Source organism: Pseudoxanthomonas sp. G3 (genome assembly GCF_057654715.1).
The window spans coordinates 3,466,828-3,489,226 of the sequence record NZ_CM172805.1; the positions used below are offsets into that span (position 1 = coordinate 3,466,828).

The following is a 22,399-nucleotide window of genomic DNA, read 5'->3' on the forward strand; positions in this document are numbered from 1 at the left end:
GTTACATCCAGCGCGATAAACGAATTTCCGGACCGGCCAGGGCCGCGGTCTGGTCGTACTCCAGTTCGCGCAGTTCCTGCGACGTGTACTTCACCAAGTCGCTGACCTTCAGTCGGCGCCGATCGCCAGCGCCGCCGCGCAGCATCTTCCGCCAGTTCTTCACCAGCGCATAGGTGAACGCGCCGTGCTGGATGGCGCCGTGTTCGTACTCGTAGGCGAATTCGCCTTCCTGGCAGGCGTACACCAGCAACGGCATGTACGGCCCCTTGTGGCCCAGGCGCTTGCGGAGCTGGCGCGCCTGCGACAGCGGCAGCGTGCGTACCGGCAGCGCGTAGCCCAGCCGCCCACTCATGTCGGCCAGCGGCATCGTGCTCTGGTCGACCGCGAGCTGCTTGCGCTCGGCGACCTCCAGCTCGCGAGGCACCCACATCTCGCGCGCGGCGTTCCATTTCATCGACCGGTGGCGGATGTCGTCGGGCGGGTTGAGGCCGCGCATGCGCGCCGGCCCGCCCTTGGACATGCCGCCGGAGTGGCAGCAGTCGAGGATGATGCTGAAGTCCACGTCGTACGGCAGCTGCACGTAGCGCTCGAACAGCCAGTCGTCGGTGAGCGCGGTGTCCTCGGTCCAGTCGAAGTCGTAGGGGACCAGGGTTTCATCCATGCGGTCGACGCGGTCGCCTAGCCCGTAGGTGGCCAGCTGCGCGCCATGGCCGCTGTAGTAGAGGATGCGCTGATCGCCCGGGCGCACGCCGTCCAGCAGCCAGTCGACGCGGTCGCGGATGCCGTCGGCGGTGGCGCGCTCGTCCAGCACCACGCGGATGTCGCCGGCGTCGAAGCCTTGTTCCTGCAGCATGGCGCTCATCAGGAACACGTCGTTGACGCAGCCGGCCAGGCGCTGGTCCGGATCGGGATATTCGTTGATCCCGACCAGCAGCGCGCGCTTGCGCGGCGTGGCCACGCGCGCGGCGACCGGCTTCTGCTCCCGCAATGCGCGGGTGATGCGCGTGGTCTCGTCGTTGAGCACGTCGTACCAGAAGGTACTGACGGCCTGCGGATGGCGCAGGTACTCCTCGGCGGCGTGGTCCGCGTTGCCGGCGATGTCGAAGTGGGTGTCGACCTGGCGGAAATTGTCGGCCGCGATGGAGACGCGCGCGGTGAACACCGAATCGAAGCGGTTGTAGAGGTGGTACCAGAAGCGCGCTTTGTCCAGGGCGCTGAGGCGGCCGGCCTGGTACTCGCCACGCACGAACGGATTGCCGATCTGCGAGCCCAGCGAGACGAAGTAGCGGCCGCTGGCGCTGGCCCGCGTGTCCGGGTGGGTGAAGGTGTCGTAGCAGACCAGCGAGCCGAGGCTGTGTCCGAGCACGACGTGCGGCTTCGTCGCGTCGATGCGCTGCGCCAGGCGGTCGCGCGTCTGCTTGCGGAAGGTGGCGCTTTCCACCCATTTCACCACCATGCCCGCGGTATGGCGCAGGCGCGAGTCGTCGCCGCGCGCACGCCGAAAAGGCGCAGTGATGCCGTTGGCCAGCAGGCGCGCCAAGGCTTCCAGGGTGTCGCCCAGGCTCACCGTGTGCTGGGCGAAGATGTCGTCGTAGTGGCAATACTGGATGTCGAGCGGGCGTTCGGCATCGACCTGCCGGCATGCATCGTGGATCGCGTCTTCCCAGGTCTGTTGCCAGGCGCCGCCCGGCGGGTGCTGGCCCACGCCATGCACGCAGAGGATCCGTAGTGCCGTCGCCATCGCTGCTTCCCTCGCTGATGTGGTCCCGGCGTCCGCGCACGCGATGTGCGTCGCATGGCGTGGATGCCCGGCCGACAGTATCGGAGCCGCCCGTCGCATGTCGTGACACGCGCAGCACTCCTTCGCCGCCGGGCAACCCGCTCCTCAGGGAAGCCACCGCGCGGCAGGGATCGCGCAGCTCACCCTGTCCAACGCCGGTGGCCGGCCGGAGCGGACACGCCGCTCCGGCGGGGTCGTCAGGCCTCGGGGCCGAGGTAGTCCCGCTTGCCCAGCGGCACGCCGTTGTGGCGCAGGATCGCGTAGGCCGTGGTGACGTGGAAGAACAGGTTGGGCAGCACGAAGCCCAGCAGATAGCCGCGGCCATCGAACACCAGGTCGCCACGCGTGCGTGTGGTCAGGGTGATGCGGCGGTCTTCGCTGCCGTCGAGCGCGGCTTCATCGAACGTGCGCAGGTAGTCGGATACCGCGTCCAGGCGCGCATACAACCCCTCGAACGTGGTTTCGACATCATCGAAGCGCGGCGACTCCGTCGCGGTCAGGCGCGCGAGGGCGAACTTCGACGTGTCCGTCGCAATCTGCACCTGGCGCACCAGCGGCAGCATGTCGGGCGCCAGGCGCGATTGCAGCAGGATGATCGGCTCGTAGCCTTTTTTTGCGCGCGTGCGCCTCGCCTTGTTCCAGCACGTGGCGCAGGTTCTTCAGCGCACGGAGAAGGACGGGAACCGAAGCCTGGTGCATCGACAGGGCTGTGCTCATGGGGAATGCCTGGAATGTGTGTGGCGTGAGCATAGTCGGCGGTCGCGACGATGATTAGTCGCTCTGCGCGGGAGAGTGCATCCCAGGCTGCGGCCGGAACACTCGTGGACCAGCGCACGTCCGGCGACTGCGCTAGCATCAGCGCCCCCTGCTCGATTGACGTGCCATGCCTGCCTGGACCGACCTGCTTCGCGATATCCCCGACTTCCCCAAGCCCGGCATTCTCTTCAAGGACATCACCCCGGTGCTGGCCGATGGCGACGCCTTTGCCGAAGCGATCGCGTCGATGGCCGAACCGTGGCGCGGCGTGACGATCCATGCCATTGTCGGCGTGGAAGCGCGCGGCTTCATTCTCGGCGCCGCGCTGGCACGGGAGTTGGGCGTGGGCTTCGTGCCTGTGCGAAAACCCGGCAAGTTGCCCGGACACACGCTGGCGCTGGACTACGGTCTGGAGTACGGCCGCGACCGCCTGGAGATCCATGCCGACGCACTGCCCGAGGGCGCCCGCGTGATCGTGGTGGACGACGTGCTCGCCACGGGCGGCACGCTCAAGGCGGCCGTGCAGCTGGTCGAACAGCAAGGCGCAGATGTGGTTGGCACGGCGGTGCTGATCGAACTGGCCTTCCTGCAGGCGCGCACGGCCTGGACGCACGCGGCGCCCCTGCGGGCGTCGGCTGTTTACTGAACCCCGACGTCGGCGTTCACAAGATCAGTCGGCGACGCGGGTGACGTAGGCACCGGTGCTGATCACCTGGAAGGTGTCGTTGTCGATACGGCGGACCTGGCTTCCGTCTTCAAGTACATAGGTCGATTGACGGTCCGTGGCCGCCTGCGATCCCTGCGACGCCGCATCGTCGCGCACGAGTTGGATGCGGCACTGCCGGCCTGCCGCGTCCTGCGCAGTGAAAACATGCGTGCTCATCAGCGGCTCCTGAGGTTCGGTAGCGCCAGCCTAGGACGGGGCGTGTTAAGACCTGTGCAGCGTCGTGTGAGCGATGCATGTGCGTCTTCGACCGCAAAAACGAGGGGGAGGCATTGCACCTCCCCCTCATGCGCCGAAGCGCGATGCTTGCCATGTGTCGGGCATGGCAGGCGATGGACCGGCATCATGGGGACGAAGCCGGTCCGCTAACTGCCGGACGGGGGATTTCGCCGGCAGGTAGCTTGGCGGACGAGCGTGAAGGCAGAGGCGCCGCCCACCCTCGACCGTATTCATGAACCCGACGGCGCGGTTGCTGACCGCGCCAGCCGCTACGAGGCGCGCATCACCCGACTGAGGTGCTTGGTGTTGTTACGCTGCAGGTAGCGCTGCACCAACGCCAGCAGATCCTGTGCCCGCTGGTCCTGGGGATCGAGCCGATTGAGCACCTCGCTCCAGTTGCCGTCTTGCGCCCAGCGGATGAAGCGGACATAGATGCCATGCCACGAGCCGTAGTCGCGCGGCAAGTCGGACCAGTACGCCCCCGTCTGCGCCACCCACAGCACGGCTTCGATGAAACGTCGCGTATTGCCGCCATGGCGCGCGCGTGCCCCGACCCGGCCCGGAAGTGCATTCATCAGGGTTTGCCATTCCTGCGCCGTCAATCTCTGCATGATCGACCACTGGCTGATCGCGCGCGGCCCCAACCCCTGTGGCAGCACCGGCGCGGAGCCGACCGTCGCGGCAGGCGCCTGACCTGCGACGTGCAGATCGCGTTCGTCGCGCGAGGCGATCATTGGAACTTCATGCCGCATGCCAGGCACCCCCCACGCCATATTCGCGCGACGCGACCGACAGGACATCCGGAAAACTCACACCACAGACTTTCTTCAGACTACGCATGGCACCCTCTTGTCGACATTCCGCGCTGACCCCTCGATGTCCGCATTTGCCCGCCTTCGCCCCCAGTCATCCCTTGTCGGCGGCCCCCGTTCACGAAGCGGCGGTTACGGCTTGCATGACCGGCGCATGCCGCGTCATATATGCAGTGAGATCGTGATCACAGGCGCAGTCCGGACATGACGGGACAGCGGCACCCAGACAGGCCCGGGCGCGGGATTCCCCTGCCGCAAATCCCCTCCGCCGCCAGCCCGCTGCCGGCGGTGGACGAGCAGTCGGTGACCCAGTTGCTGGGGGCCGTGGAGAGCGGCCAGGCGGGCGCATGGAACCGGATCTACTCGCTGCTCTATCGCGACCTCCATCAGATCGCGCGGTCCCAGATCCGCCAGCAGCGGCGCGGCCACATGCGCTCGCCCACTTCGCTGATCAGCGAGACGTGGCTGAAGCTGGCCAGCGCCGACTTCAGCGTCGAGAACCGGGCCCATCTGGTCGCGCTGATCGCCCGGGCGATGCGCTTCGTCCTGCTGGACGAAGTCCGCCGGGCGCTGGCTGAGAAGCGCGGCGAAGGCATGGACCTGCTGCCGCTCGACGAAACCACCGAACCTGCCCAAGGATCGCGCCTGGAACAGTTGCTGATCCTGGACGAGGCGCTGAACGACCTGGGCAAGCTAGACCCGCGCCTGGCCCAGGTGGTGGAGATGCGCTACTTCGGCGGCCTCAGCGAGCATGAGATCGCCGGGGTCTTGAAGGTGACCGAACGCACCGTACGGCGGGACTGGCGCAAGGCGCGTGCCTTCCTGTTCAGCCACCTGGGGGATGCCGGGGCGGATCTGCCGCCCTGACGACGGGCGCCGACGGATGAACGCGCGTCCCGCACGCCCGTGCAAGGCGGGACGGGCGCCGGGCGCGATGCTCCGGGGGCGGGTGTTGATCCGCGCCGCCAAAAAGGACGCCGTCATGTCCACGCAGGGATATCCCGCCGGGCGCACCGCATTGCTGTTTGTCGATCCCTACAACGACTTCCTCTCGGAAGGCGGCAAGCTCTGGCCGCTGGTAGCGGAGGTGGCCCGCAGTGTCGACCTGCATGCGCACCTGCGCGCCGTGGTCGCCTGCGTGCGCCAAGCCGGGCTACCGGTCTTCATCGTCCCCCACCACCGCTTCGAGCCCGATGATTTCAAGGGCTGGGACCATCCCACGCCCTACCAACTGGGCGCGGCCCGCGTGCAACCGTTCGCGAAGGACAGCTGGGGCGCCGAATGGCATCCTGACTTCGTGCCGCAACCCGGCGACATTCTGGTCAAGGAGCACTGGGGCAGCAGCGGCTTCGCGAACACCGACCTGGACTACCTGCTCAAGCAGCATCGCATCACCCACGTGATCCTGGTCGGGCTGATCGCGAACACCTGTATCGAAACGACCGGTCGCTTCGCGTCGGAACTCGGCTACCACGTCACGCTGGTCCGGGATGCCACCGCTGCGGCCAGCACGGCGGCGATGCATGCCGCGCACGAGATCAATGCGCCGACGTATGCCCACGCCATTCTCACCACGGACGGCCTGATCGATGCGCTGAGCTCCCGCGCCCGCTGAACGCACCACGCCTATCGGCCGTGCGCGCGCCATGCTGGGCAGTACGTCGCATTCCGCATCACACTTACAGCGCGCGCCCATCGTGCAACCTCCCCGCGCATCCCGCTCATGCATGAAATTGCGACGACGTTGGCAGCCGGCGCCCCGGGGTGCCTCGCTAGCATGGTGGCCCCGGGGCTAACCCCGACCGCAGCTCGCGCAAGGAGCGCTGATGACGACCCACGCCGCCGCCGCTTTCGCCGGCACCTGGAACCTGCTGCCGGAGCAGTGCGATTACCAACTCGGACGTCCGCCGCGCAGCGCGCGCTATCGACTGTCGTGCGCCCACGACGGGAAACTGTCGATCGCATCGGAATGGCTCAGCGCGAACGGCAAGCGCTATCGCGCCGCCTTCGACGGCCGCGCCGACGGTGCGCAGTACCCGTATACCAGTACGCCCTATGCCGACGCGCTGAGCTTCGAATCCGTATCGCCCACGCAACTCCACTCGACCACCTGGCACGACGGGCAGGAAGTGCAATGGTCCGAGCGCGAACTGGTCGACGACGACACGCTGGTCATCCGCATGCATGGCCACCTGAGCGATGGGCGGCGCTACACCAACGTGGGCGTGTACCGCCGCCAGACCAACTGATCTGGCAAAAGAAGAAAGGCGCCCGCAAGGGCGCCTTTCTCGTTCGTGGACACGATACCGTCAGCGCGTCTGCACGCAGTTCTGCAGCCACAACACGCGCTTGAAGTCGTCGTAACGCAGGAACTGGCCCTTGAACGTCACCTTGTCGCCCTTGCGGAAGGTCAGCACGTTGGCCAGCTGGTTGGGTTTGAACAGGCAGGCCACACCGACGCGCGGCTCGTTGTCGCCCGGTACCTGCAGCAGCCCAGAGCCCGGCTGCGGGATCTCAAAGGAAACGTTGTAGTCCTGGCCGTCCTCCTGGACGTAGTCCACCCGGCCACGCAAGGCGTAGTGACGGCCCTTGTGGCGCGCGGTCACCGCCACCGCGTTGCCCTTGGCCTCGCGCGCGATCTCGCGCGAGAACACGTAAACATCCTTCACCTTCACGTCGGCGTTGTTCTGCGTCTTCGCGCCCTGCGCGGCGGCGGTGCGACCTTCCTTGCCGCCCCTCACCTTGCCCAGCAGCTGGCACATGTACGGACGCATCGCATCCGCCTTCGCGATCTGGCCCTTCTCGGTTTTCACCGTCATCTGCACCGTCGCCGCGCCGCCATCGCCACTGATGTTGATCAAGGTGGGAACTGCGCGCGTGGTGCCGGTGGAGCGCTGCTCGACGAGCATCGTGCCGGTTTCAACGTCTTCGGTAATCACGTCCATCTTCTCGCCGATCATGATTCCCCGGACCTGGCCCATCGCATCCTTGATGGAAAGATCGGGGACGGTCACGCGGCTGGAGAAATCGGTGCCGGAGAAGATGCTGCCGGACTTGCTGAAGTTGTCCTCGCATTCACCCGCGAAGGCGGCGGGCGCCACGCTCGAGAGGGCGAGCGCCATGGCGGCAAGTAGCTTGTAGGTCATGTGGTCCTCACAGAGTGGAAGTGTCGATCGATCCGGTACGACGGGCGCCGCTTCCTGCCAGCGCCTGCGCCTGCTCCGGCGCCCCTGCATTCTTGCAAGGCGTTGCGGGCACGACAAGCCACACGATGCGCCCATGCCCGGCCGTGCCTCGAACTACAATGCGGACCCCACTGCAAACACACATCAAATGCCATGGCCTCCAGATCGCGCTCGTTACGTCGTTCGCTGCGCCATGTCACTTTCGCGACGTTGTGCCTGGCGGCGACCCATGCCTTCGGGCGCGAGGACGGGCCCGCGACCCGCACGCTGCCCGCCGACGTGCAAGCCGACGTGCAAGCCGACGTCATCGCCATCGCGGAACATCTCTCGAAGGTGAGCGATCCCGCCCCCGCGCTGGCCTGCGACAAGGCGGTGGAGAATGCGCGCTGGGGCGTGGAAACCATGCTGGAAGTGGCTGGCAAGAACCTGCGCAGCGGCTACCTTTCACAAGCCGACCACGATGCTGCCGCGCCGCCGTTGAGGGCGCTGCTGGACGTACTGACGACGGACGATTGCGCTGCGGCGACGGGCGAACGCCGCGCGTTCTACCAATGCATGTCCAGCGACTACAACCACGTCTATGCGTGCGGCAAGGCGCATCCCTTCGAGCCCTGATGGCCGCCCTAAGGTTGACCCTCCCCGCCAAGGCGGTCACCCTTTCCGCATGGACGTACCTCCGCTGCACGCCGCATCGTGCGCTTCGCCCTCCCCTACGAAGGTGCCCCGATGACCTGGCCTCAGATCAATGGCTGGCTGCAGGAAGGCGCGAGCGTCGCCATCCCCGTGGCGCAAGCCATGGCCATCCTGCTGGGCGCCTGGCTGCTGCTGCGCGTGTTGCGCATCATCGTGCGCCGCGTCTGCGAGAGCTACCATCTGCCCGCCCAGGTCGCGGTCAGCGCGCGGCGGCTGGTGGGCGTGCTGATCTATGTCTCGGCGTTCCTACTGGCGCTCGGCCGTCTGGGCGTGTCCGGCAGCGTGCTGTGGACGGCGCTGACCGGCTTCACCGCGGTCGCGGCCGTGGCGTTCTTCGCCGCGTGGAGCGTGCTGTCCAACATCTTCTGCAGTGTGCTGATCCTGACCACGCGTCCATTCCGCGTGCACGACCACATCGAAGTGCTCGAGAACGGCGACAAGCCCGGCCTGCGTGGCCGGGTGATCGACATCAATCTGCTGTACACCACCTTGCTGGAAGAAGACACGCTGCGCGGCGACACCGTGCTGCAGATTCCCAACAGCCAGTTCTTCCAGCGCACGACGCGTCGCTGGCGCTCCGGTTCGCCGCCTGGGGCGTCTTCGCCGGAGTAATGGGCCTCGTCGGCGCTTCGCTCAGCGCGACGATCCGCAGGCGATGGCGTCCTCGGCATCACCCGCGCGCAGGGTCTGGCGCGCCCACGCGTAGCTCAGCAGGCCGGCGACGGCCATCGCCGCACCGACATAGCCCGTCGAGGTCCAGCCGAAGCCCGCCGTGATCGCCATGCCGCCCAGCCACGGGCCGAGCGCGTTGGCGGTATTGAACGCCGCGTGATGCGAGGCCGCGGCCAGCGTCTGCGCGTCGCCGGCCACGTCCATCAGGTGCGACTGCAGGATCGGACCCAGCGCGCCCATCAGGCCGATGCCCACCGTCGCCAGCAGGATCGTCGGCAGCGTCTGCGCCATCAGCGGGAACAGCAACAGCATCGCCATCGCCCAGACCAGCACGATCCAGGCGCCGCGCAGTTGCATGCGGTCGAACAGCCAGCCGCCGACGAAGTTGCCGATCACACCCCCCACGCCGAACCCGGCCAGGCCGAGCGGGATCCAGGCCGGCGACACGCGGGTCACTTCCAGCATCGTCGGCGCCAGGTAGCTGAAGACCGCGAACATGCCGGCAAAACCGATCGCGCCGATGCCCAGTGCCTGCCACACGGGCGCGCGGTTGAACGCACGCAGTTCGTGCAGCGGGTGCGCCTTCGGGCCATCGATGCCCGCGGGCAGCCAGACCGCCAACAGGGTGGCGGTGGTCAGCGCGATCAACGCGACGAACGCGAACACCCAGCGCCAATCGATCACCTGGCCCAGCCAGGTCGCCAGCGGATTACCGATCAGGATCGCCAGCGTCAGGCCGAGCATCACCAGGCTGATCGCCCGCCCGCGCTTGTTCGGCGGACTGATCGCCACCGCCGTCAATGCGGCCACGCCGAAGTACGCCCCGTGCGGCAGGCCGGCGATGAAACGGAACACCAGCAGGCTTTCGTAAGTGGGGCCCAACGCGCTGGCCAGGTTGCCCAGCACGTAGAAACCCATCAGGGCGAGCAGCAACATCTTGCGCCTCCAGCCTGCGCCGATGATCGCCAGCAGCGGCGCCCCGACGACCACGCCCAGCGCGTAAGCGCTGATCAGGTGCCCGACCTGCGGTTCGGTCACGCCCAGCGACGCCACCATGTTGGGCATCAGCCCCATGCTGGCGAACTCGCTGGTGCCGATGGCGAAGCCGCCGAGCGTCAGCGCGAACAGGATCAGTCCGACTTGGCGCGGCGTTAGCGCATCGGCGACGGAAAGCGAGGCGGCAGGGGGCGGTGCGACATCCATGCCGCCATTATGCTGCACCGCAACAGGCCGGGTCGACCCTTGTCGATGGAACGCTGCGGCCTCAGCCGCCGCGGTATTCCGCGACGACCGCGTCGGCGTCCGGATTGGCGCGGGCGCGCTTGCGCACGAACACGACGGGAATGGGGCCGTTCATCACCGAGGTCACCCGGGCCGCCTCCTCCTGCGAGGACAGGCTGCTGAAACGGGCGTCCTGCGAACGGGTATAGGGAATGCCCGCGTCATCCAGTCGGCGCGCCAGCGCCTCGGCACGCTGCGCCGCGTCCGAGGAGCAATTCGCCGGCGCGAAGATCACCACGTGATGCCCCGACTGGCCATCGGGCAGTGGGATATCGATGAACCCCTGACGGCTGGGCGCATCGGCATCGGCAACGGGCGCGCCCGAGACGCGCGCGGTCACGGCTTGCAAGGCGTCCTTGGGCAGATACTCACGTGCCGCCAACACGGCCAGCGCGGCCACGGCGACGAAGAAGCCGGTCTTCAGGACGTTCATCACCGCAGCCTCCTGCGCCGCATCACTTGGCCACGAACTTCAGCGGCCCGGTGTACTGCGGCCACGCGATCGAACCCGGGCCGCGCGTATTCAGCGCCACTGCGGTCGTCTCGTTCGTTTCATCACGCAGGCTGGCCATCAATGTCGGCACGTAGAACGTGCTGCCGAAGATCGCATCCTTCCGGATGACGGGGTTGATCGAGAGCGTGGTGGTCTTGCCCGGTTCGATGCGGAACACGATCACGTCCTCGTTGAAGAACGCTCCGCGCTCCAGCACTTTCTTCACGCTGAAACTCGTATGCATCTCCAGCCCGATGCCAGTCACGCGATACTCGCCGACGGGGAGCGACAGGCTCTCCTGCTGGCCGTAGCGCGTCATGTGGTTGATGGGAAAGTCGATGAACTGCTTGCCGACCATCGTGAACACCACCTTCCCGTCGCGGACGCCCCACTCCAGTCCGCCGCTTTTCAGCTGCTCCACGGCCTTGGCGGGCAACTCCTGCTCGCTGGTGAACGTCTTCACGTCCACGACCAGTGTTCCAGTTTCCGCTGCCGCCGTTGCCGCTGCCGCCTGTTCCTGCGCCGACACCGACACGACCATCCCCACCTGCAGGAGCAGGCCGATCATCCAGTTCCGCATGTGTTCCCCTTGGAAGCGCCCCCCGGCGCATGTCCCGTCATTTCATCGCACCGGACGCGGGTGTGCAATGCGGGCTCCCGTCACTCGTCGCTCACCCGGAACGGCAGATTGGCGTACGCCGCGTGTCCCTGCCCGTCCAGCACCTCCACGAACAGGCGGTACGCGCCGGGCTTCTTCGGCGCCTTGAAGCGCACGCCGCCCTGGCCGTCGTCCTTCGCGGCCACCTCCACCGTGTCCGGCACGTCCTCGCGATCGCCGCCGATGCTGGTGGCCGTGCTCTCGTGCAGGACGGTCCAGCGATACGTCAGCGGATCGCCCTCGGCATCGCGCGCATCGATCTTTGCGGAAGCCTCCGCGCCGGCGCGCACGGTGACGCTGTCCGTGGCGATGCGCCCGTTCAGGCGCAGTGGTGTGATCGAAGGCGCGCGGTTCTTCGGCCAGACACCCGTCCACACGTACTGCATCGCATCCACCGCCGGTGTGCTCTCGCCCGTCGGCAGGAACAGGCCATACCAGGTGGGCGTGCGCTCCTGCTTGTGGCCCCACAGGAAGACGTACGAACCCAGGCCCTGCGTGCTGTCCGCGGCGATCACCTGCTCGTAGCGCTGCTGCAGCAGCTGCGCCTTGCGCGAGGCATCGTCCTCGATCGGCGCCTTCCACGTGGTCAGCGGACTTTCCCAATGACCTGTCGGCCCCCACTCGGTGACCACGTACGGCCCTGTCCAGCCGCTGGTTTTCAGCTTTTCCGGCAACGCGCCGATGTCGCCGTACAGCTGGATGCCGATCAGGTCCAGTGACGGAGCGCGCGCCTTCAATAGATCGATGAGCGGCTTGTCGAAACCGGCCAGCGTCGTCATCACGGGATGGTGCGGGTCCTCGCGATGGATCATGTCGGCGATCGCACCGATGGCATTCCAGACTTTCGGATTGCGGTAATGCAGGTTCAATTCGTTGCCCACCACCCACATCAGCACCGCGGGATGGTCCTTGTAGAGATTCACTTCGTCGCGGATGCGCGCGTGCTGCGCCGCCACCGCGGCCCTGTCGTCGTAGTCGAAGCCGTGGCGCTCGTTACCCACCTCGATACCCATCGCGACCTTGAGCCCGTTGCGTTGCGCGCGATCCAGCATCGCGCGCACCTTCGCCACATCGGTGCCCGTGCTCCACGTACGGAAGGAGTTGCCACCGCGCGCGGCCAGCGCTTCCTGACCCTCCTCGCCCATGCCGGCGCCCTTCACCCGGAACGGCGCGCCGTCCACCCGCAGAATGTAGCGGCCCTCCTCCTGGGTGATGCGGACATCGGCCGGGGCGGCGCCCGCCCACGGCGCCAGCGCCAGCAGCAGCAACATCATCGGAAAACGCATGCGAAAGCCTCCGGCCGGTGCGCGATGGCCCGCATCATGCCATGCACTGCGCGTACACGAAGCGCAGCGCTAGAATGCCGGCATGAACACTATCCAGATCCCCGTTTCCATCGGCGAACTCGCCGACAAGCTGTCCATCCTCGCGATCAAGGCCGAACGCATCGACGACGCCGGCAAGCGGGCGCACGTGCAGGTGGAGAAGGAGGGCCTGGAAGCGCTGTGGGCGCCCCTCGTGGCCCAACAGGCCGAGTTGTCCTCGCTGATGGGCGAGTTGCGCGCGATCAACGAGCGCATGTGGGACGTGCAGGACGCGTTGCGTGCGAAGGAGGCCGCGCAGGCCTTCGACGCGGACTTCATCGAACTCGCACGTTCGGTCGCCCGCCACAACGGCGACCGCATCCAGGTGAAGAACACCATCAACCGCCTGGCGGGCTCGCGCTTCATCGAAGAGAAGCAGTACCAGGCCTGAGGCGGCGCGTGATCACGCCGCGCCGTGGCGTTCGCGGATCACGTCCAGTCGTTCGCGGTAGTACAGCGCGTCGGCCGCCTTCTCCGGCGGATGGTCCGCCAGCCAGTCCAGCGCCTCGCGCAGGATCGCGGCCTTGTCGGCTTCCGGCGCCTCCAGTGCGGTATCCACGCGGTCCAGTTGCAGGATGACGTCTTCGCGGGTGCTCGGGGTCATGGGGTGCTCGGGGTGCAGGGGAAACCAGCCTAACCATCGGCATGTGTGCGTCGTGTCAGGGCCGACAACCGGCGCTAAAGCGTCCGCGCATCCTCACCTGCAGGCGTAACGACGCCACTCAGCAGCTCGATGATCGTCACGGCGACCTGCTTCTTCGGTCGCGACAAACGGCTCAGCGCGTGCAGGCCGCGGCTCTCCAGCGCGTCCTGGGCGAAGTCCTTCAGCACGACCGCCTCACCTGATGGGTCGTCGTCGAGGCGAAGCGGGCCGCGCCCGGTCGCCAGCCATTCGAAGGCAACGCCGGTTTCCACGGCGATCCGGATCAAGTGGGCCACGTTCGGCGTAGTGCCATGCGCGCTTTCCCATTGGCTGACCGCGCTGCGCTTCACGTCCAGGCGCCGCGCAAGCTCGGATTGGGTGACGCGCGCGACGGCGCGCGCGCGACGGATCCGCAAGGGCAAGGTCATCATCGCTTTACCTCCCTGTTCGACGCTCGTGCCAGTGATGCTGGCCTGCAAGCCACGCTAATCCAATCTTGCCCAGCACGACTTACCGTCCGTCGCCGCGCCCGCATTCGTGGAAGCCATACCCTCACATCGAGCAGAAGCGAGCGTCGCTGGACATCGTGCGCGGTCTCGTTGCCGACGGGCGGCGCCGCCTACTAGCCGCTCCTCGATGCCTAGCGCGTCATTCCGGGTGGGCACATCCCGCCCGACATCGGAGGTCACCATGATCATCGCATGGCGCTACATCTGCATTCTTCGCCATCCCATCACCAAGATCTGCCTGAAGTGGATCCGCATCCCCATCATCGTCTGGGTGGAGCGCTTCTTCGAACTCCCGCCCCGCCGCGAGCCGCCGTGGTTCGGCGGCGAAGGTATCAGGCCGGAACTTGCGCACGATCTGCAGGTCCTGGCCACCATCGACGCCCTGGCACAGACGCTGTCCGAAGGCCGGCAGAAAGCGCTGCTGCAGACGGTGCAAGCGCAATTCGACGCCATCGAGCTGCCGGACGGCCTGTCCATCACCTCGGACCGCGACCTGCCTGGCGACGCCACGAAGGCGTAAGCGGCCTGGTCACGCCACGGAGGCCAGAGAGGCTTCCGTGGCGCTCCAACGGAAACCGTGCGCAAGTCATAAGCGAGTGGGGAAGGCCCGGACGCTCCATTTCGCGTTCTCTGGGCCGTTGTACGGTCAGTAAGCTCTCGCCACACGTGCGAACGTTGATCCAGCCGCAGATCAAACCCGAAACCGCGTGCCGCGTACGAACTAGCCAGCTCGGCGGAGTAGACCGATAAGCCAACCCACATGCCGTATTATCCGCGACTCACGGCGATCCACGCCTTAGGGCGTACCGCTGGCGGTGACTGTGCACGACAGGGCGACGGTCACCTGTCCGCCCATCGGCAGGTTCGGGATCGTCATGCCACCACCGAGCAGCGTGGCCGCCGGCACGGTCGGCGAGGGGCACGTCGCGCCGCCCGTGGGCGTACACGTCGCTGCCACCGTGCACGTCTGGCCAGATGACGCCACGTCGCTCAGCACCGCGTTCGTGACCGCATTCGGTCCGTTGTTGGTGACCACCAGCGTGTAGGTCACCACGTCGCCGGATACCACCGGGTTCGGCGATGCGGTCTTCACAACCTGCAGATCCGCTTGCTGCAAGGTGTTGGTGAAGGTGCACACGATATCGCTGCCCGCCGCCGTCGCGGCCGTGTCCAGTGCGACGCTGCGGTTGGCCAGGTCGGGCGTGGCGGTGCCGCCGGCACCGAGGCCGGTGCAGGTGATATCGGTGACGCGATAGGTCGACGGTGAGGTGCTCTCGGTGATCGTGGTCGCGGTGGACGCCGCCGTCAGCGCCTGTCGCGCGCCTGGCTGCGGCGTCCCCGCGGTGATCGTGGTCAGCGTCTGCGTGGCCGTCCCATTCGTGCCGGTGAAGCCAAAGCTGCCCACGCCGCCGAGGCTGGTCTTGCGGATCGTCAGCAACGGCGTACGCGGATCGGTGTCGGTGGCGGTGTTGTTGCTGGTGTTCGTCTCGGTGCGAGTAGGGGGTGCCGTCACCGTCGCCGTGTTGATCAGATCACCACTGAAGCCGGTCGGTACCGTCATCGTCACCATATAAATGACGCTTCCACCGGCAGGCACGTCAACGCCAGTGTCATTAAGCGCGCCCGTTCCACTGCCGGCAAAGCCACACCACCCACCCGAACTGGAGCTGCACGTCCAGCTCACGGTCGCCGGGTCGATGCCCGCCGGCACCGCATCCGTGACCGTCGCATCCAGCACGCCCAGCGAGCCGACATCCGCCGAGACCACGATCCGGTACGTCCGCACCTCTCCCGGCACATACAGGTCGCCACTCAGATCGCTGGGGTCCTGCGCGGGCGTGTTGGTCTTGGTGATCGAAAGCTCGGTCGGAAACACGAGGTTCCCCGACGGACAATTCGTGCCGTCGGCATCACTGGTGGAGGGTCCCGTGCCGATGAGGACCCGCTGCCCCCAAGTGAGGTCCCACTGGTACATGTTGCCGCCCACAAGGCTATACAGCCCGCCATTGGGCGAGCCCCAGACCGACGGTGATCCGCTACCGATCACCCCGCCGCCGATCGTCGACACCACACCCGATGTGGTGATCCGAACCACGCGTCCTGTGCCGACCGGTGCGTAAAGGTCGCTGCCGACAAACGCGAAATCGATGATGCTGTCGAGCAGCGCATGCGTCACCACCGGCGTGGCGACCAGGGTCGCCAGGTTGACGCGGTACAGGGTATCGGTCGAGCGGGAGGAAATGTAGTACTCGCCCGACGGCGAGAACGCGCCACCCGCGACATTGATGTCGGGGAATGTGCCGCCCGTACTCAACGACAGCGTGCCCAGGACGACGACGGAACCGTCGGCCCCTATACGGTAGACCTGGTTGCCGGAAAATCCTGTGTATTCGATGCCGTAGATGTAGTTGTCCAGCGGGTTGTAGCCGATCGCATCATAGGCCGGGCTTCCTGGCGGCCCCAAGGTGGAATAACTGATGGGATTGGCAGCGATGTTGATGGTGTTGAGTTGCGTGTCCGATGCGGCACCATCCGATGTGCCCAGGAACATCCGTCCATCGCACGTCCCGAAGCTCGGCTGCACGACGGTGTTGGTGAAACGGCAGGTGATGTTTGCGCCGGAGAGCACCAACGACCCGGAATTGAGCGTGATCGTGTTGCCCGACAGCGTGCCGAACGTACCCACGTTACCGGTGACTGCACTGTTGGCATCCGTGCACGTCGCCGAGGTGAGCGCCCATCCGGACAAGCTGGATTCAGTGAGGGAGACATTGGCGCCAGGAGCGCTTATTTCATGCGCCACCGCGCTTGCCGGCGTCGCCACGCCCACCGCCGTCGTCGTAATCCCGGACGGCGTCGTGAGCAGATTGGTCTGGGTAAAAGTGAAGGGACCGCCAACGCCAACGCTGGTGAGTTTCTGCACGGCTACTGTGCCTGAGTCCCACGTCAGGTCATCGATGGTGATGGTCTGGCTGTTGGGGCCATTTCCCGAACCATCGGTAGACGGTCCGGCGATGTAGCGTACCGTGACCTGTGTGACCGGCTGCGCGAACCCCAGGCGAAGGGCGCTGGCAGCGCTGGTTGAGTTGGCATTGGCGGTGGCCTGCGCGGTCCGGGTAGAGGGAGTCCATGAGACCTGTGCGCCTTGAGACAACACGCTAGGCGTCAGGGTCGGTGTCGCATTGATGACGACGCGGTCATTCCACGAATGCAGCGGCCCGCCATCGATATCGTTGAGGCTGAACTGGAGATTCGTGACTGGGCGGGAGAAACTGAAGGTCACCTGCGTCCACGGCAACGACGACCCAAGGGCGGCATCCATCGTCATGAAGATGACGCCGTTTACGCCATTGAGACCACCCGTGCTGGTGGAGACCGTTGGCGTCGCGTCCCATGGCCCCCCTGACTGGCTGGCGCTGGTGTTGACCGTGATGCCGCCGACATTGGTATTCATAGGCGTGGCCAGCAAATTTCCGCCGCCTGTCGCCGTACCGAAATCCAGGGTCTCCACCGCGAGCGCATCGCCGGAAAGCAGCGACGCTCCAAAAAGCACCACGAGCAAGGCAGGCCACGCTATAGGACGCCACAGGGAGCCGCACCTGCGTGATGCCACCCGGGCGGCAGAATCCTGTACTGATGCCGGCGGGTGACGCGCGCGGTCGCCGGAGACGACCACGGGGCAGCGGGCTAGACCGTCCATCGCGGACCCGTGATCCAACGGCAACGGCCCCTCGCCGTAAGCAAGACGAGTGTTCTGAATCATGGTGTCCCCCTTCACCGACGTGCGGCGTATGCCCTTCCTTTCGCAACGTGGCGGCACAGGCGGGCAACGGAAGTGCGATCAAAGTCACAAGGACCGCAAATGTGAAATCGAGGACATCGCATGCCACCGGTGGCAGCGTACAAATATGAGATCGTCTGTCGCGCGGGAGGACGCGCACTGAAGCGGAAGGACTCTACTCCCCGAACACCACCACGCTGTTCCCCGCCGGCAATTCGTTGCGGCGCGTTTCCCCGCTCCCGCGGCGCGGCGTCCACGGCGCGCGGCCGACGTCGTCGATACGCGCGTAGGCGCCCAGGGAGCGGAAGCGGTCCAGGGCGAACGGGAGGCCTTCGCTGCCAAGGGCACTGGCGCCGTCGGAGAGATTGAAATGAAGCTGCGGGGCCGAGGCGCTGCCGGTGAAGCCGACCTCGGCGATCGCTTCGCCGCGGCGCACGCGCTGACCGGGCACGACGCGCACACTGCCCGTGCGCAGATGGCCGTAGTGGGCGAAGCGGCCGTCGCCCAGATCGAGCACGATGGTGTTGCCGCCGCCGGTATCCAGCGCATGGTCCGAACGCTCATCCAGGCGCAGGCGTTCCGGCAGGTCGTTGCGCACGCTCGCCACGATGCCATCGGCGACCGCGAGCACCGCTTCGCCGTGGCTGTAGGCATCGGCTACCCGACCGCTGTCGCGCGATGACTTGCGGCCCTGCGCATCAAGCTTCACCCAGTCGATGGCGAAACGTCCGGGCGTGCGCGCCTGGCCGTCGAGCGCATAGACGACGCGGCGATGACCGCGCGCCCAGGCGGGATCGTAGATCGCGATCCAGGGCCCGCCCCGCAGCGGCGGCCCCAACGTCACGGCCATGGCACGCGCGACAGGCACCGCCGGACCATCGACATGGAAAACATCCTCGCCCTCGGGCGCGCGGTACGCGACGCGATGGGTCAGCGCCAGCGGCGTCGGCATGCCCGTGGGCAACGCGAGTTCGACGAAGACGATGCCCCACCGCCCCGGTGCGATCTGCGCGCCCGCCTCCGCGTTCCCCTGCACACCGGAGCGGTCCAACTGCCGCTCCAGCGCTTCGCCTTCGAACACCGCCAGTGGCGCGGCGGTGGTGGCATCGCGCACCTCGACGCGCACCGGATCCAGTGCATGCCGCGCGAAGTTTCGCAGGTGCAGTTCGTAGAACAGCCGCGTCTGCCCTTCGACGATCACCGGCGTGGGCGGCACCGGGACGCCGAGGTCGAAGGACGCCTGCAGGCCCTGCGCACGGGCGGCGAGCGCGATCAGCGAACAGGCCACGCCGGCAAGCAGGCGCTGGGGGAGACGCATCCTCATGGGCATGCACGACTCGGCCGAGGAAGGCCCATCGTAACCACGCCGCCGCGATGCGACTGATCGCTCCGGCGCGGCATTCCCTCCTTCCATCGCATCCAGGGGAGGCGCGACGTGCCTACACTGCGCTCACCCCGCCCGGTCTCCACTACCGCCTGGCGACCTTCTCCCGGAGACTTCCCATGACGCGATTCTTCTGCCTGGCTGCGCTGCTCGCGGCGCTGACCGCCTGCACGCCGTCGTCGGCAACGCGCAACAGCGCGGCACCCCCGAAACGGACGGTCGCGCTGGCGTGGCAGCAGGCAACGAACGTGGACGGCCTGTCCGTCCAGTTCGTCGGCTACCGCGACAGCCGGTGCCCGGCGAACGTCACCTGCGTGTGGGCAGGCGAGGCGCATGCATTCGTGTGGGTGTCCGGCCCGGGCATGGCACCTCACGTGGTCGCGCTGCCATGGAATGGCGGTGGAGAGTCGCGCCCGCAGGACGCGACCCGCGTCGGCGCTTACACGCTGTGGCTGGAGACGCTCGAGCCGCGGCCACGCAGCGACGGCGCGGTGTCGCCGGGCGACTACCGCGTGGTGCTGAAGGTCGGTGGCGTTGGCGCGAACTGACGCCGTGGCGCCCCGGCTCACGCCGGATGGCCGCTATCTCATCGTGCGCGGCCGCCTGTGGCGCGCGGCCAATCCGTCCCTGCCCGCAGCGGCGCGGGACGCGCTCGTCCACCAGCTGATGCAGGCGCGGCGCGCGGTGAAGACGGCGGGCCGCACCGGAGACACCGTGGCGCTGCGCGAAGCGCGTGCCGCCGTCGACGCAGCCAAGGTCAAGCTCGGCGAGCGTGGCCCGGTGTGGTGGACCGACGGGGCGAAAGACTTCAACCGGCACCTGGTGAAGAACACGCCCTACGCGGAGTGGTATGCGGGCGTGGAAGACAAGGACTGAGCCGCTGCACGCTCACTCCGGCCCCGCATGCAGCGCCACGTTCAAGCGGTCCACCACCATGGCCCAGTCGGCGTCGTCCAGGCGCTCCTCGCGCAGCAGCTGGGCTTGTGCGGGCGACCAGAATGGCGCCTCTTCCAGCCGCATGGCGTCGGGCAAGGGCGAGTGGGTGGCGATGAACTGCTGGATGCTGGCGTGGTCGTTGGCCAGGCCCAATTGGGCGAACAGTTCGGAGAAAGGGTGGACGGTCGGTTCCATGGCGGCCTCGCGGGAAAGGACGCCAGCCTATCCCCGATCGCGTGAAGCCGTCGGCTAACGCCCCCGTCGAGCCCCTTCGCGCCTCGCTGGCACGCGAGGCCCGCGCGCGAAAGTGGTAGCGTGGCAGCCGCCATGCTGCAGGCTGTCATCCGGGGGGATGCGACGATGAAACCGTTCTGGCTGGGCCCGATGACGACGCTGTTCTTCCTGTTTGCCAGCGTGGCGCTGTTGCGCTCGGATGCGGCGCCGGTCGAGCCGATGGCCGGCCCGCGGGTGCAGGCCGCCGTTCCCGTGGTCCGGTGGAATGCGCCGCACATGGCTTCCCGGGTGGACACGCCCGCGCCCGTTCGCGGCGGCACGGCCGCAACGGCAGTACCGGTGCAGGCCGACCCGTACGCGCCGGTCTTCATCGTGACCTCGCGCGAGACCTACCAGGGCATCCGCGGCATGGCCCGCAATGCCGTCGCGCGGCGCGACAGCGCCGGCCTGCCGGTGCTGATTGCCGAAACGCGCGCCGATCGCCTGGGCGAGATCAGCCGCTACGTCCATGTCAACGAACACCGCTGTGGCGGCTACTTCGCGTTCCCGACGCGCGCGCAGGCCGAGGCCTTCGTCAGCGAGGGCCGGGCGAAGGACGCGATGGCGAAGACGCTGCTCGCCGTTTACACGCTCGACAACCAGGACACGGTAAACCGCTGGCTGCCGCAGGTGCAGGAGCAGCGCATCTACGACACCATCAACCACCTCTCCAGCTACCGCAACCGCTACTTCGCCAGCACCTACGGCCGCACCTCGGCCGAATGGATCCGCACGCACTGGCAGTCCATCGCCGCCGGCCGCGAGGACGTCACCACCGAGCTGTTCACCGCGTGCAGCAACTGCAGCACGCAGCCGTCGGTGATCCTCACCATCCGCGGGTGGGACCTGCCCGATGAGGTCGTGGTGTTGGGCGCGCACCTGGATTCGATCAACGGCAACACCCCCAACGATCCCAACCAGCTGGCGCCAGGCGCCGACGACGACGCCTCGGGCATCGCCACGCTCACCGAGACGCTGCGCATCGCCCTGGCCGACGGATGGCAGCCGCGACGCACGGTGAAGTTCATGGGCTATGCCGCCGAGGAAGTCGGCCTGCGCGGCTCGAATGCCATCGCGCAGTCGTTCCGCGCCAGCGGCGTGAACGTGGTCAGCGTGCTGCAGGTGGACATGACCAACTACAAGGCCGGCGCGGTCACCGACATGAAGTTGATCAGCGACTATTCCAACACGGCGCTGAAGAACTTCTTCATCACCCTGTTCGATACCTACCTGGCGCCGCGGGGCCTGACCCGCAGCAACACCGCCTGCGGCTACGCGTGTTCGGACCACGCCTCGTGGACGAACGCGGGCTATCCGGCGGCGATGATGTTCGAGGCCGGTGGCCCGAGCGGCAGCTTCCCCTACATCCACACCACCCAGGACACGCTGGCGACGATGGGCGAATCGGCACAGCACAGCGTCAAGTTCGCCCAGTTCGCCCTGGCCTATCTCGGCGAGACCGCGAAGACCCGCGGAAAATTGACCGGCGGACCGGCGCAGGTGCTCGTCAAGCCGTGACCGCAAGGCAGGCTTGGGTCTGTCGTTCGTGGCGCTTGGACAGCAAGCACCTGCCGGCTCGCACCATCATCGGAGCACGAGATGAGACACGCCTTCGCCAATATCGCTTTCACGCCTGCCGTCCGCGATGTGCAGGCGCGCGACGGCAGCCGCGCGCAGTATGCGCGCGCCTTCGAATCCGGGGACGGGATCCGCAATGCCGAACTCGGGCCGGATGAGGCCGACTTCATCCACGCGCAGCGCAGTTTCTACATGGCCACCGTGTCGGAAACCGGCTGGCCCTACGTGCAGCACCGCGGCGGTGAGCCGGGGTTCCTGCGCGTCGTGGATCCGAAGACGCTGTCGTTCACCGATCTACCGGGCAACCGGCAGTTCATCAGCGTGGGCAACCTGGCCAAGGACGACCGCGTGGCGCTGATCCTGGTCGACTACGCACACCGCCACCGATTGAAGCTGCTGGGCCGATTGGTGGTGGAGGAGTCGCCGGGCACGGGACGCACCGAGCGCGAGATGCGGATCCACGTGGAAGCCTTCGACTGGAATTGCCCGAAGTACATCCCGGTCCGCTTCGAGGCCGAAGACGTGCAGCGTGCGCTGGCCGAGCGCGACCAGCGCATCGCGGAACTGGAAGCACAGTTGGCCGAGGCGCGGCGCGCGCGGTAGTGCATGGTGGGCCTTGGTCCACCGTCCGGGTCGCCAGGCAGCCGACGCAAGGTGG

At 67.1% G+C, this 22,399-nt stretch carries 27 protein-coding genes; 12 read left to right on the forward strand and 15 right to left on the reverse strand.

Features of this window, described 5'->3' with window-relative positions; translation table 11 throughout:
• Position 1: 1 nt before the first annotated feature.
• From AC23D6_RS16685 to AC23D6_RS16695, 3 genes are all read right to left on the reverse strand, one after another.
• Positions 2–1,741: a caspase family protein gene (locus AC23D6_RS16685; protein WP_487750325.1), complete on the reverse strand. Its 1,740-nt coding sequence runs from the start codon at positions 1,739–1,741 to the stop codon at positions 2–4.
• 236 nt (positions 1,742–1,977) lie between these two features.
• Entirely contained in the window at positions 1,978–2,343 is a 366-nt protein-coding gene (locus AC23D6_RS16690; protein ID WP_487750326.1) for a DUF1993 domain-containing protein, read from the reverse strand.
• A complete protein-coding gene (locus tag AC23D6_RS16695) occupies positions 2,249–2,530 on the reverse strand; it encodes a DUF1993 family protein (protein WP_487750327.1) in 282 nt (93 codons plus the stop codon). Before AC23D6_RS16695 ends, AC23D6_RS16690 begins: the two co-directional genes overlap by 95 nt.
• Positions 2,531–2,663: 133 nt before the next feature.
• Between AC23D6_RS16695 and AC23D6_RS16700 the strand changes: the two genes are divergently transcribed.
• Entirely contained in the window at positions 2,664–3,182 is a 519-nt protein-coding gene (locus tag AC23D6_RS16700; RefSeq protein WP_487750328.1) for an adenine phosphoribosyltransferase, read from the forward strand.
• Positions 3,183–3,206: 24 nt separating this feature from the next.
• Here the strand turns inward: AC23D6_RS16700 and AC23D6_RS16705 are convergent, their stop codons facing one another.
• Both AC23D6_RS16705 and AC23D6_RS16710 read right to left on the reverse strand, forming a co-directional pair.
• Positions 3,207–3,419 carry a hypothetical protein gene (locus tag AC23D6_RS16705; protein WP_487750329.1) on the reverse strand — a complete coding sequence of 71 codons (213 nt, stop codon included), beginning with the start codon at positions 3,417–3,419 and terminating at the stop codon, positions 3,207–3,209.
• 329 nt (positions 3,420–3,748) lie between these two features.
• A complete protein-coding gene (locus tag AC23D6_RS16710) occupies positions 3,749–4,213 on the reverse strand; it encodes a transposase (RefSeq protein WP_487750330.1) in 465 nt (154 codons plus the stop codon).
• A 381-nt stretch (positions 4,214–4,594) separates the two neighbouring features.
• Here AC23D6_RS16710 and AC23D6_RS16715 point away from each other — a divergent pair, with 381 nt between their 5' ends.
• The 3 genes from AC23D6_RS16715 to AC23D6_RS16725 all read left to right on the forward strand — a co-directional run bounded on the left by AC23D6_RS16715 (position 4,595) and on the right by AC23D6_RS16725 (position 6,540).
• Entirely contained in the window at positions 4,595–5,158 is a 564-nt protein-coding gene (locus AC23D6_RS16715; protein ID WP_487750331.1) for an ECF-type sigma factor, read from the forward strand.
• Positions 5,159–5,273: 115 nt separating this feature from the next.
• A complete protein-coding gene (locus AC23D6_RS16720) occupies positions 5,274–5,906 on the forward strand; it encodes a cysteine hydrolase family protein (RefSeq protein ID WP_487750332.1) in 633 nt (210 codons plus the stop codon).
• Between the two features lie 211 nt (positions 5,907–6,117).
• Entirely contained in the window at positions 6,118–6,540 is a 423-nt protein-coding gene (locus tag AC23D6_RS16725) for a hypothetical protein (RefSeq protein ID WP_487750333.1), read from the forward strand.
• A 60-nt stretch (positions 6,541–6,600) separates the two neighbouring features.
• On the opposite strand, the gene AC23D6_RS16730 is transcribed toward AC23D6_RS16725, so the two are convergent.
• Positions 6,601–7,437: a hypothetical protein gene (locus tag AC23D6_RS16730; RefSeq protein ID WP_487750334.1), complete on the reverse strand. Its 837-nt coding sequence runs from the start codon at positions 7,435–7,437 to the stop codon at positions 6,601–6,603.
• Positions 7,438–7,629: 192 nt separating this feature from the next.
• Here AC23D6_RS16730 and AC23D6_RS16735 point away from each other — a divergent pair, with 192 nt between their 5' ends.
• Both AC23D6_RS16735 and AC23D6_RS16740 read left to right on the forward strand, forming a co-directional pair.
• Complete coding sequence (locus AC23D6_RS16735) at positions 7,630–8,091, forward strand: hypothetical protein (protein WP_487750335.1); 462 nt, start codon at positions 7,630–7,632, stop codon at positions 8,089–8,091.
• A 111-nt stretch (positions 8,092–8,202) separates the two neighbouring features.
• Positions 8,203–8,781 (forward strand): mechanosensitive ion channel family protein, encoded by a 579-nt coding sequence (locus tag AC23D6_RS16740; protein ID WP_487750336.1) that lies wholly within the window; start codon positions 8,203–8,205, stop codon positions 8,779–8,781.
• Between the two features lie 21 nt (positions 8,782–8,802).
• Here AC23D6_RS16740 and AC23D6_RS16745 read toward each other — a convergent pair whose 3' ends face one another.
• The 4 genes from AC23D6_RS16745 to AC23D6_RS16760 all read right to left on the reverse strand — a co-directional run bounded on the left by AC23D6_RS16745 (position 8,803) and on the right by AC23D6_RS16760 (position 12,559).
• On the reverse strand, positions 8,803–10,044 hold the full coding sequence (locus AC23D6_RS16745; RefSeq protein ID WP_487750337.1) for an MFS transporter: 1,242 nt from the start codon (positions 10,042–10,044) through the stop codon (positions 8,803–8,805).
• Between the two features lie 61 nt (positions 10,045–10,105).
• Complete coding sequence (locus AC23D6_RS16750) at positions 10,106–10,555, reverse strand: hypothetical protein (protein WP_487750338.1); 450 nt, start codon at positions 10,553–10,555, stop codon at positions 10,106–10,108.
• A gap of 22 nt (positions 10,556–10,577) precedes the next feature.
• Positions 10,578–11,195 (reverse strand): hypothetical protein, encoded by a 618-nt coding sequence (locus AC23D6_RS16755; protein WP_487750339.1) that lies wholly within the window; start codon positions 11,193–11,195, stop codon positions 10,578–10,580.
• Positions 11,196–11,275: 80 nt separating this feature from the next.
• Positions 11,276–12,559 (reverse strand): glycoside hydrolase family 2 TIM barrel-domain containing protein, encoded by a 1,284-nt coding sequence (locus AC23D6_RS16760; RefSeq protein ID WP_487750340.1) that lies wholly within the window; start codon positions 12,557–12,559, stop codon positions 11,276–11,278.
• Positions 12,560–12,641: 82 nt separating this feature from the next.
• Here AC23D6_RS16760 and AC23D6_RS16765 point away from each other — a divergent pair, with 82 nt between their 5' ends.
• Positions 12,642–13,028 carry a DUF6165 family protein gene (locus AC23D6_RS16765; RefSeq protein WP_487750341.1) on the forward strand — a complete coding sequence of 129 codons (387 nt, stop codon included), beginning with the start codon at positions 12,642–12,644 and terminating at the stop codon, positions 13,026–13,028.
• A gap of 12 nt (positions 13,029–13,040) precedes the next feature.
• Here AC23D6_RS16765 and AC23D6_RS16770 read toward each other — a convergent pair whose 3' ends face one another.
• Positions 13,041–13,241 carry a hypothetical protein gene (locus AC23D6_RS16770; RefSeq protein WP_487750342.1) on the reverse strand — a complete coding sequence of 67 codons (201 nt, stop codon included), beginning with the start codon at positions 13,239–13,241 and terminating at the stop codon, positions 13,041–13,043.
• A 74-nt stretch (positions 13,242–13,315) separates the two neighbouring features.
• A complete protein-coding gene (locus AC23D6_RS16775) occupies positions 13,316–13,711 on the reverse strand; it encodes a helix-turn-helix domain-containing protein (RefSeq protein WP_487750343.1) in 396 nt (131 codons plus the stop codon).
• A 259-nt stretch (positions 13,712–13,970) separates the two neighbouring features.
• Between AC23D6_RS16775 and AC23D6_RS16780 the strand changes: the two genes are divergently transcribed.
• Complete coding sequence (locus AC23D6_RS16780; RefSeq protein ID WP_487750344.1) at positions 13,971–14,309, forward strand: hypothetical protein; 339 nt, start codon at positions 13,971–13,973, stop codon at positions 14,307–14,309.
• A gap of 276 nt (positions 14,310–14,585) precedes the next feature.
• Here AC23D6_RS16780 and AC23D6_RS16785 read toward each other — a convergent pair whose 3' ends face one another.
• Together AC23D6_RS16785 and AC23D6_RS16790 are read right to left on the reverse strand one after the other, a co-directional pair.
• Positions 14,586–17,345, reverse strand: coding sequence for a prealbumin-like fold domain-containing protein (locus AC23D6_RS16785; RefSeq protein ID WP_487752669.1), 2,760 nt, complete (start codon positions 17,343–17,345; stop codon positions 14,586–14,588).
• A gap of 400 nt (positions 17,346–17,745) precedes the next feature.
• On the reverse strand, positions 17,746–18,894 hold the full coding sequence (locus AC23D6_RS16790) for a M23 family metallopeptidase (RefSeq protein WP_487750345.1): 1,149 nt from the start codon (positions 18,892–18,894) through the stop codon (positions 17,746–17,748).
• A gap of 179 nt (positions 18,895–19,073) precedes the next feature.
• On the opposite strand from AC23D6_RS16790, the gene AC23D6_RS16795 reads away from it, so the two are divergent.
• Both AC23D6_RS16795 and AC23D6_RS16800 read left to right on the forward strand, forming a co-directional pair.
• Positions 19,074–19,502, forward strand: coding sequence for a hypothetical protein (locus AC23D6_RS16795; protein ID WP_487750346.1), 429 nt, complete (start codon positions 19,074–19,076; stop codon positions 19,500–19,502).
• Entirely contained in the window at positions 19,489–19,830 is a 342-nt protein-coding gene (locus tag AC23D6_RS16800) for a hypothetical protein (protein WP_487750347.1), read from the forward strand. The genes AC23D6_RS16795 and AC23D6_RS16800 overlap by 14 nt, the downstream gene beginning before the upstream one ends.
• Positions 19,831–19,842: 12 nt before the next feature.
• Here the strand turns inward: AC23D6_RS16800 and AC23D6_RS16805 are convergent, their stop codons facing one another.
• Positions 19,843–20,085 (reverse strand): DUF2789 domain-containing protein, encoded by a 243-nt coding sequence (locus tag AC23D6_RS16805; protein WP_487750348.1) that lies wholly within the window; start codon positions 20,083–20,085, stop codon positions 19,843–19,845.
• 165 nt (positions 20,086–20,250) lie between these two features.
• Between AC23D6_RS16805 and AC23D6_RS16810 the strand changes: the two genes are divergently transcribed.
• Complete coding sequence (locus tag AC23D6_RS16810) at positions 20,251–21,681, forward strand: M20/M25/M40 family metallo-hydrolase (protein WP_487750349.1); 1,431 nt, start codon at positions 20,251–20,253, stop codon at positions 21,679–21,681.
• Positions 21,682–21,762: 81 nt separating this feature from the next.
• A complete protein-coding gene (locus AC23D6_RS16815; RefSeq protein ID WP_487750350.1) occupies positions 21,763–22,344 on the forward strand; it encodes a pyridoxamine 5'-phosphate oxidase family protein in 582 nt (193 codons plus the stop codon).
• The last annotated feature ends 55 nt before the right edge of the window (positions 22,345–22,399 follow it).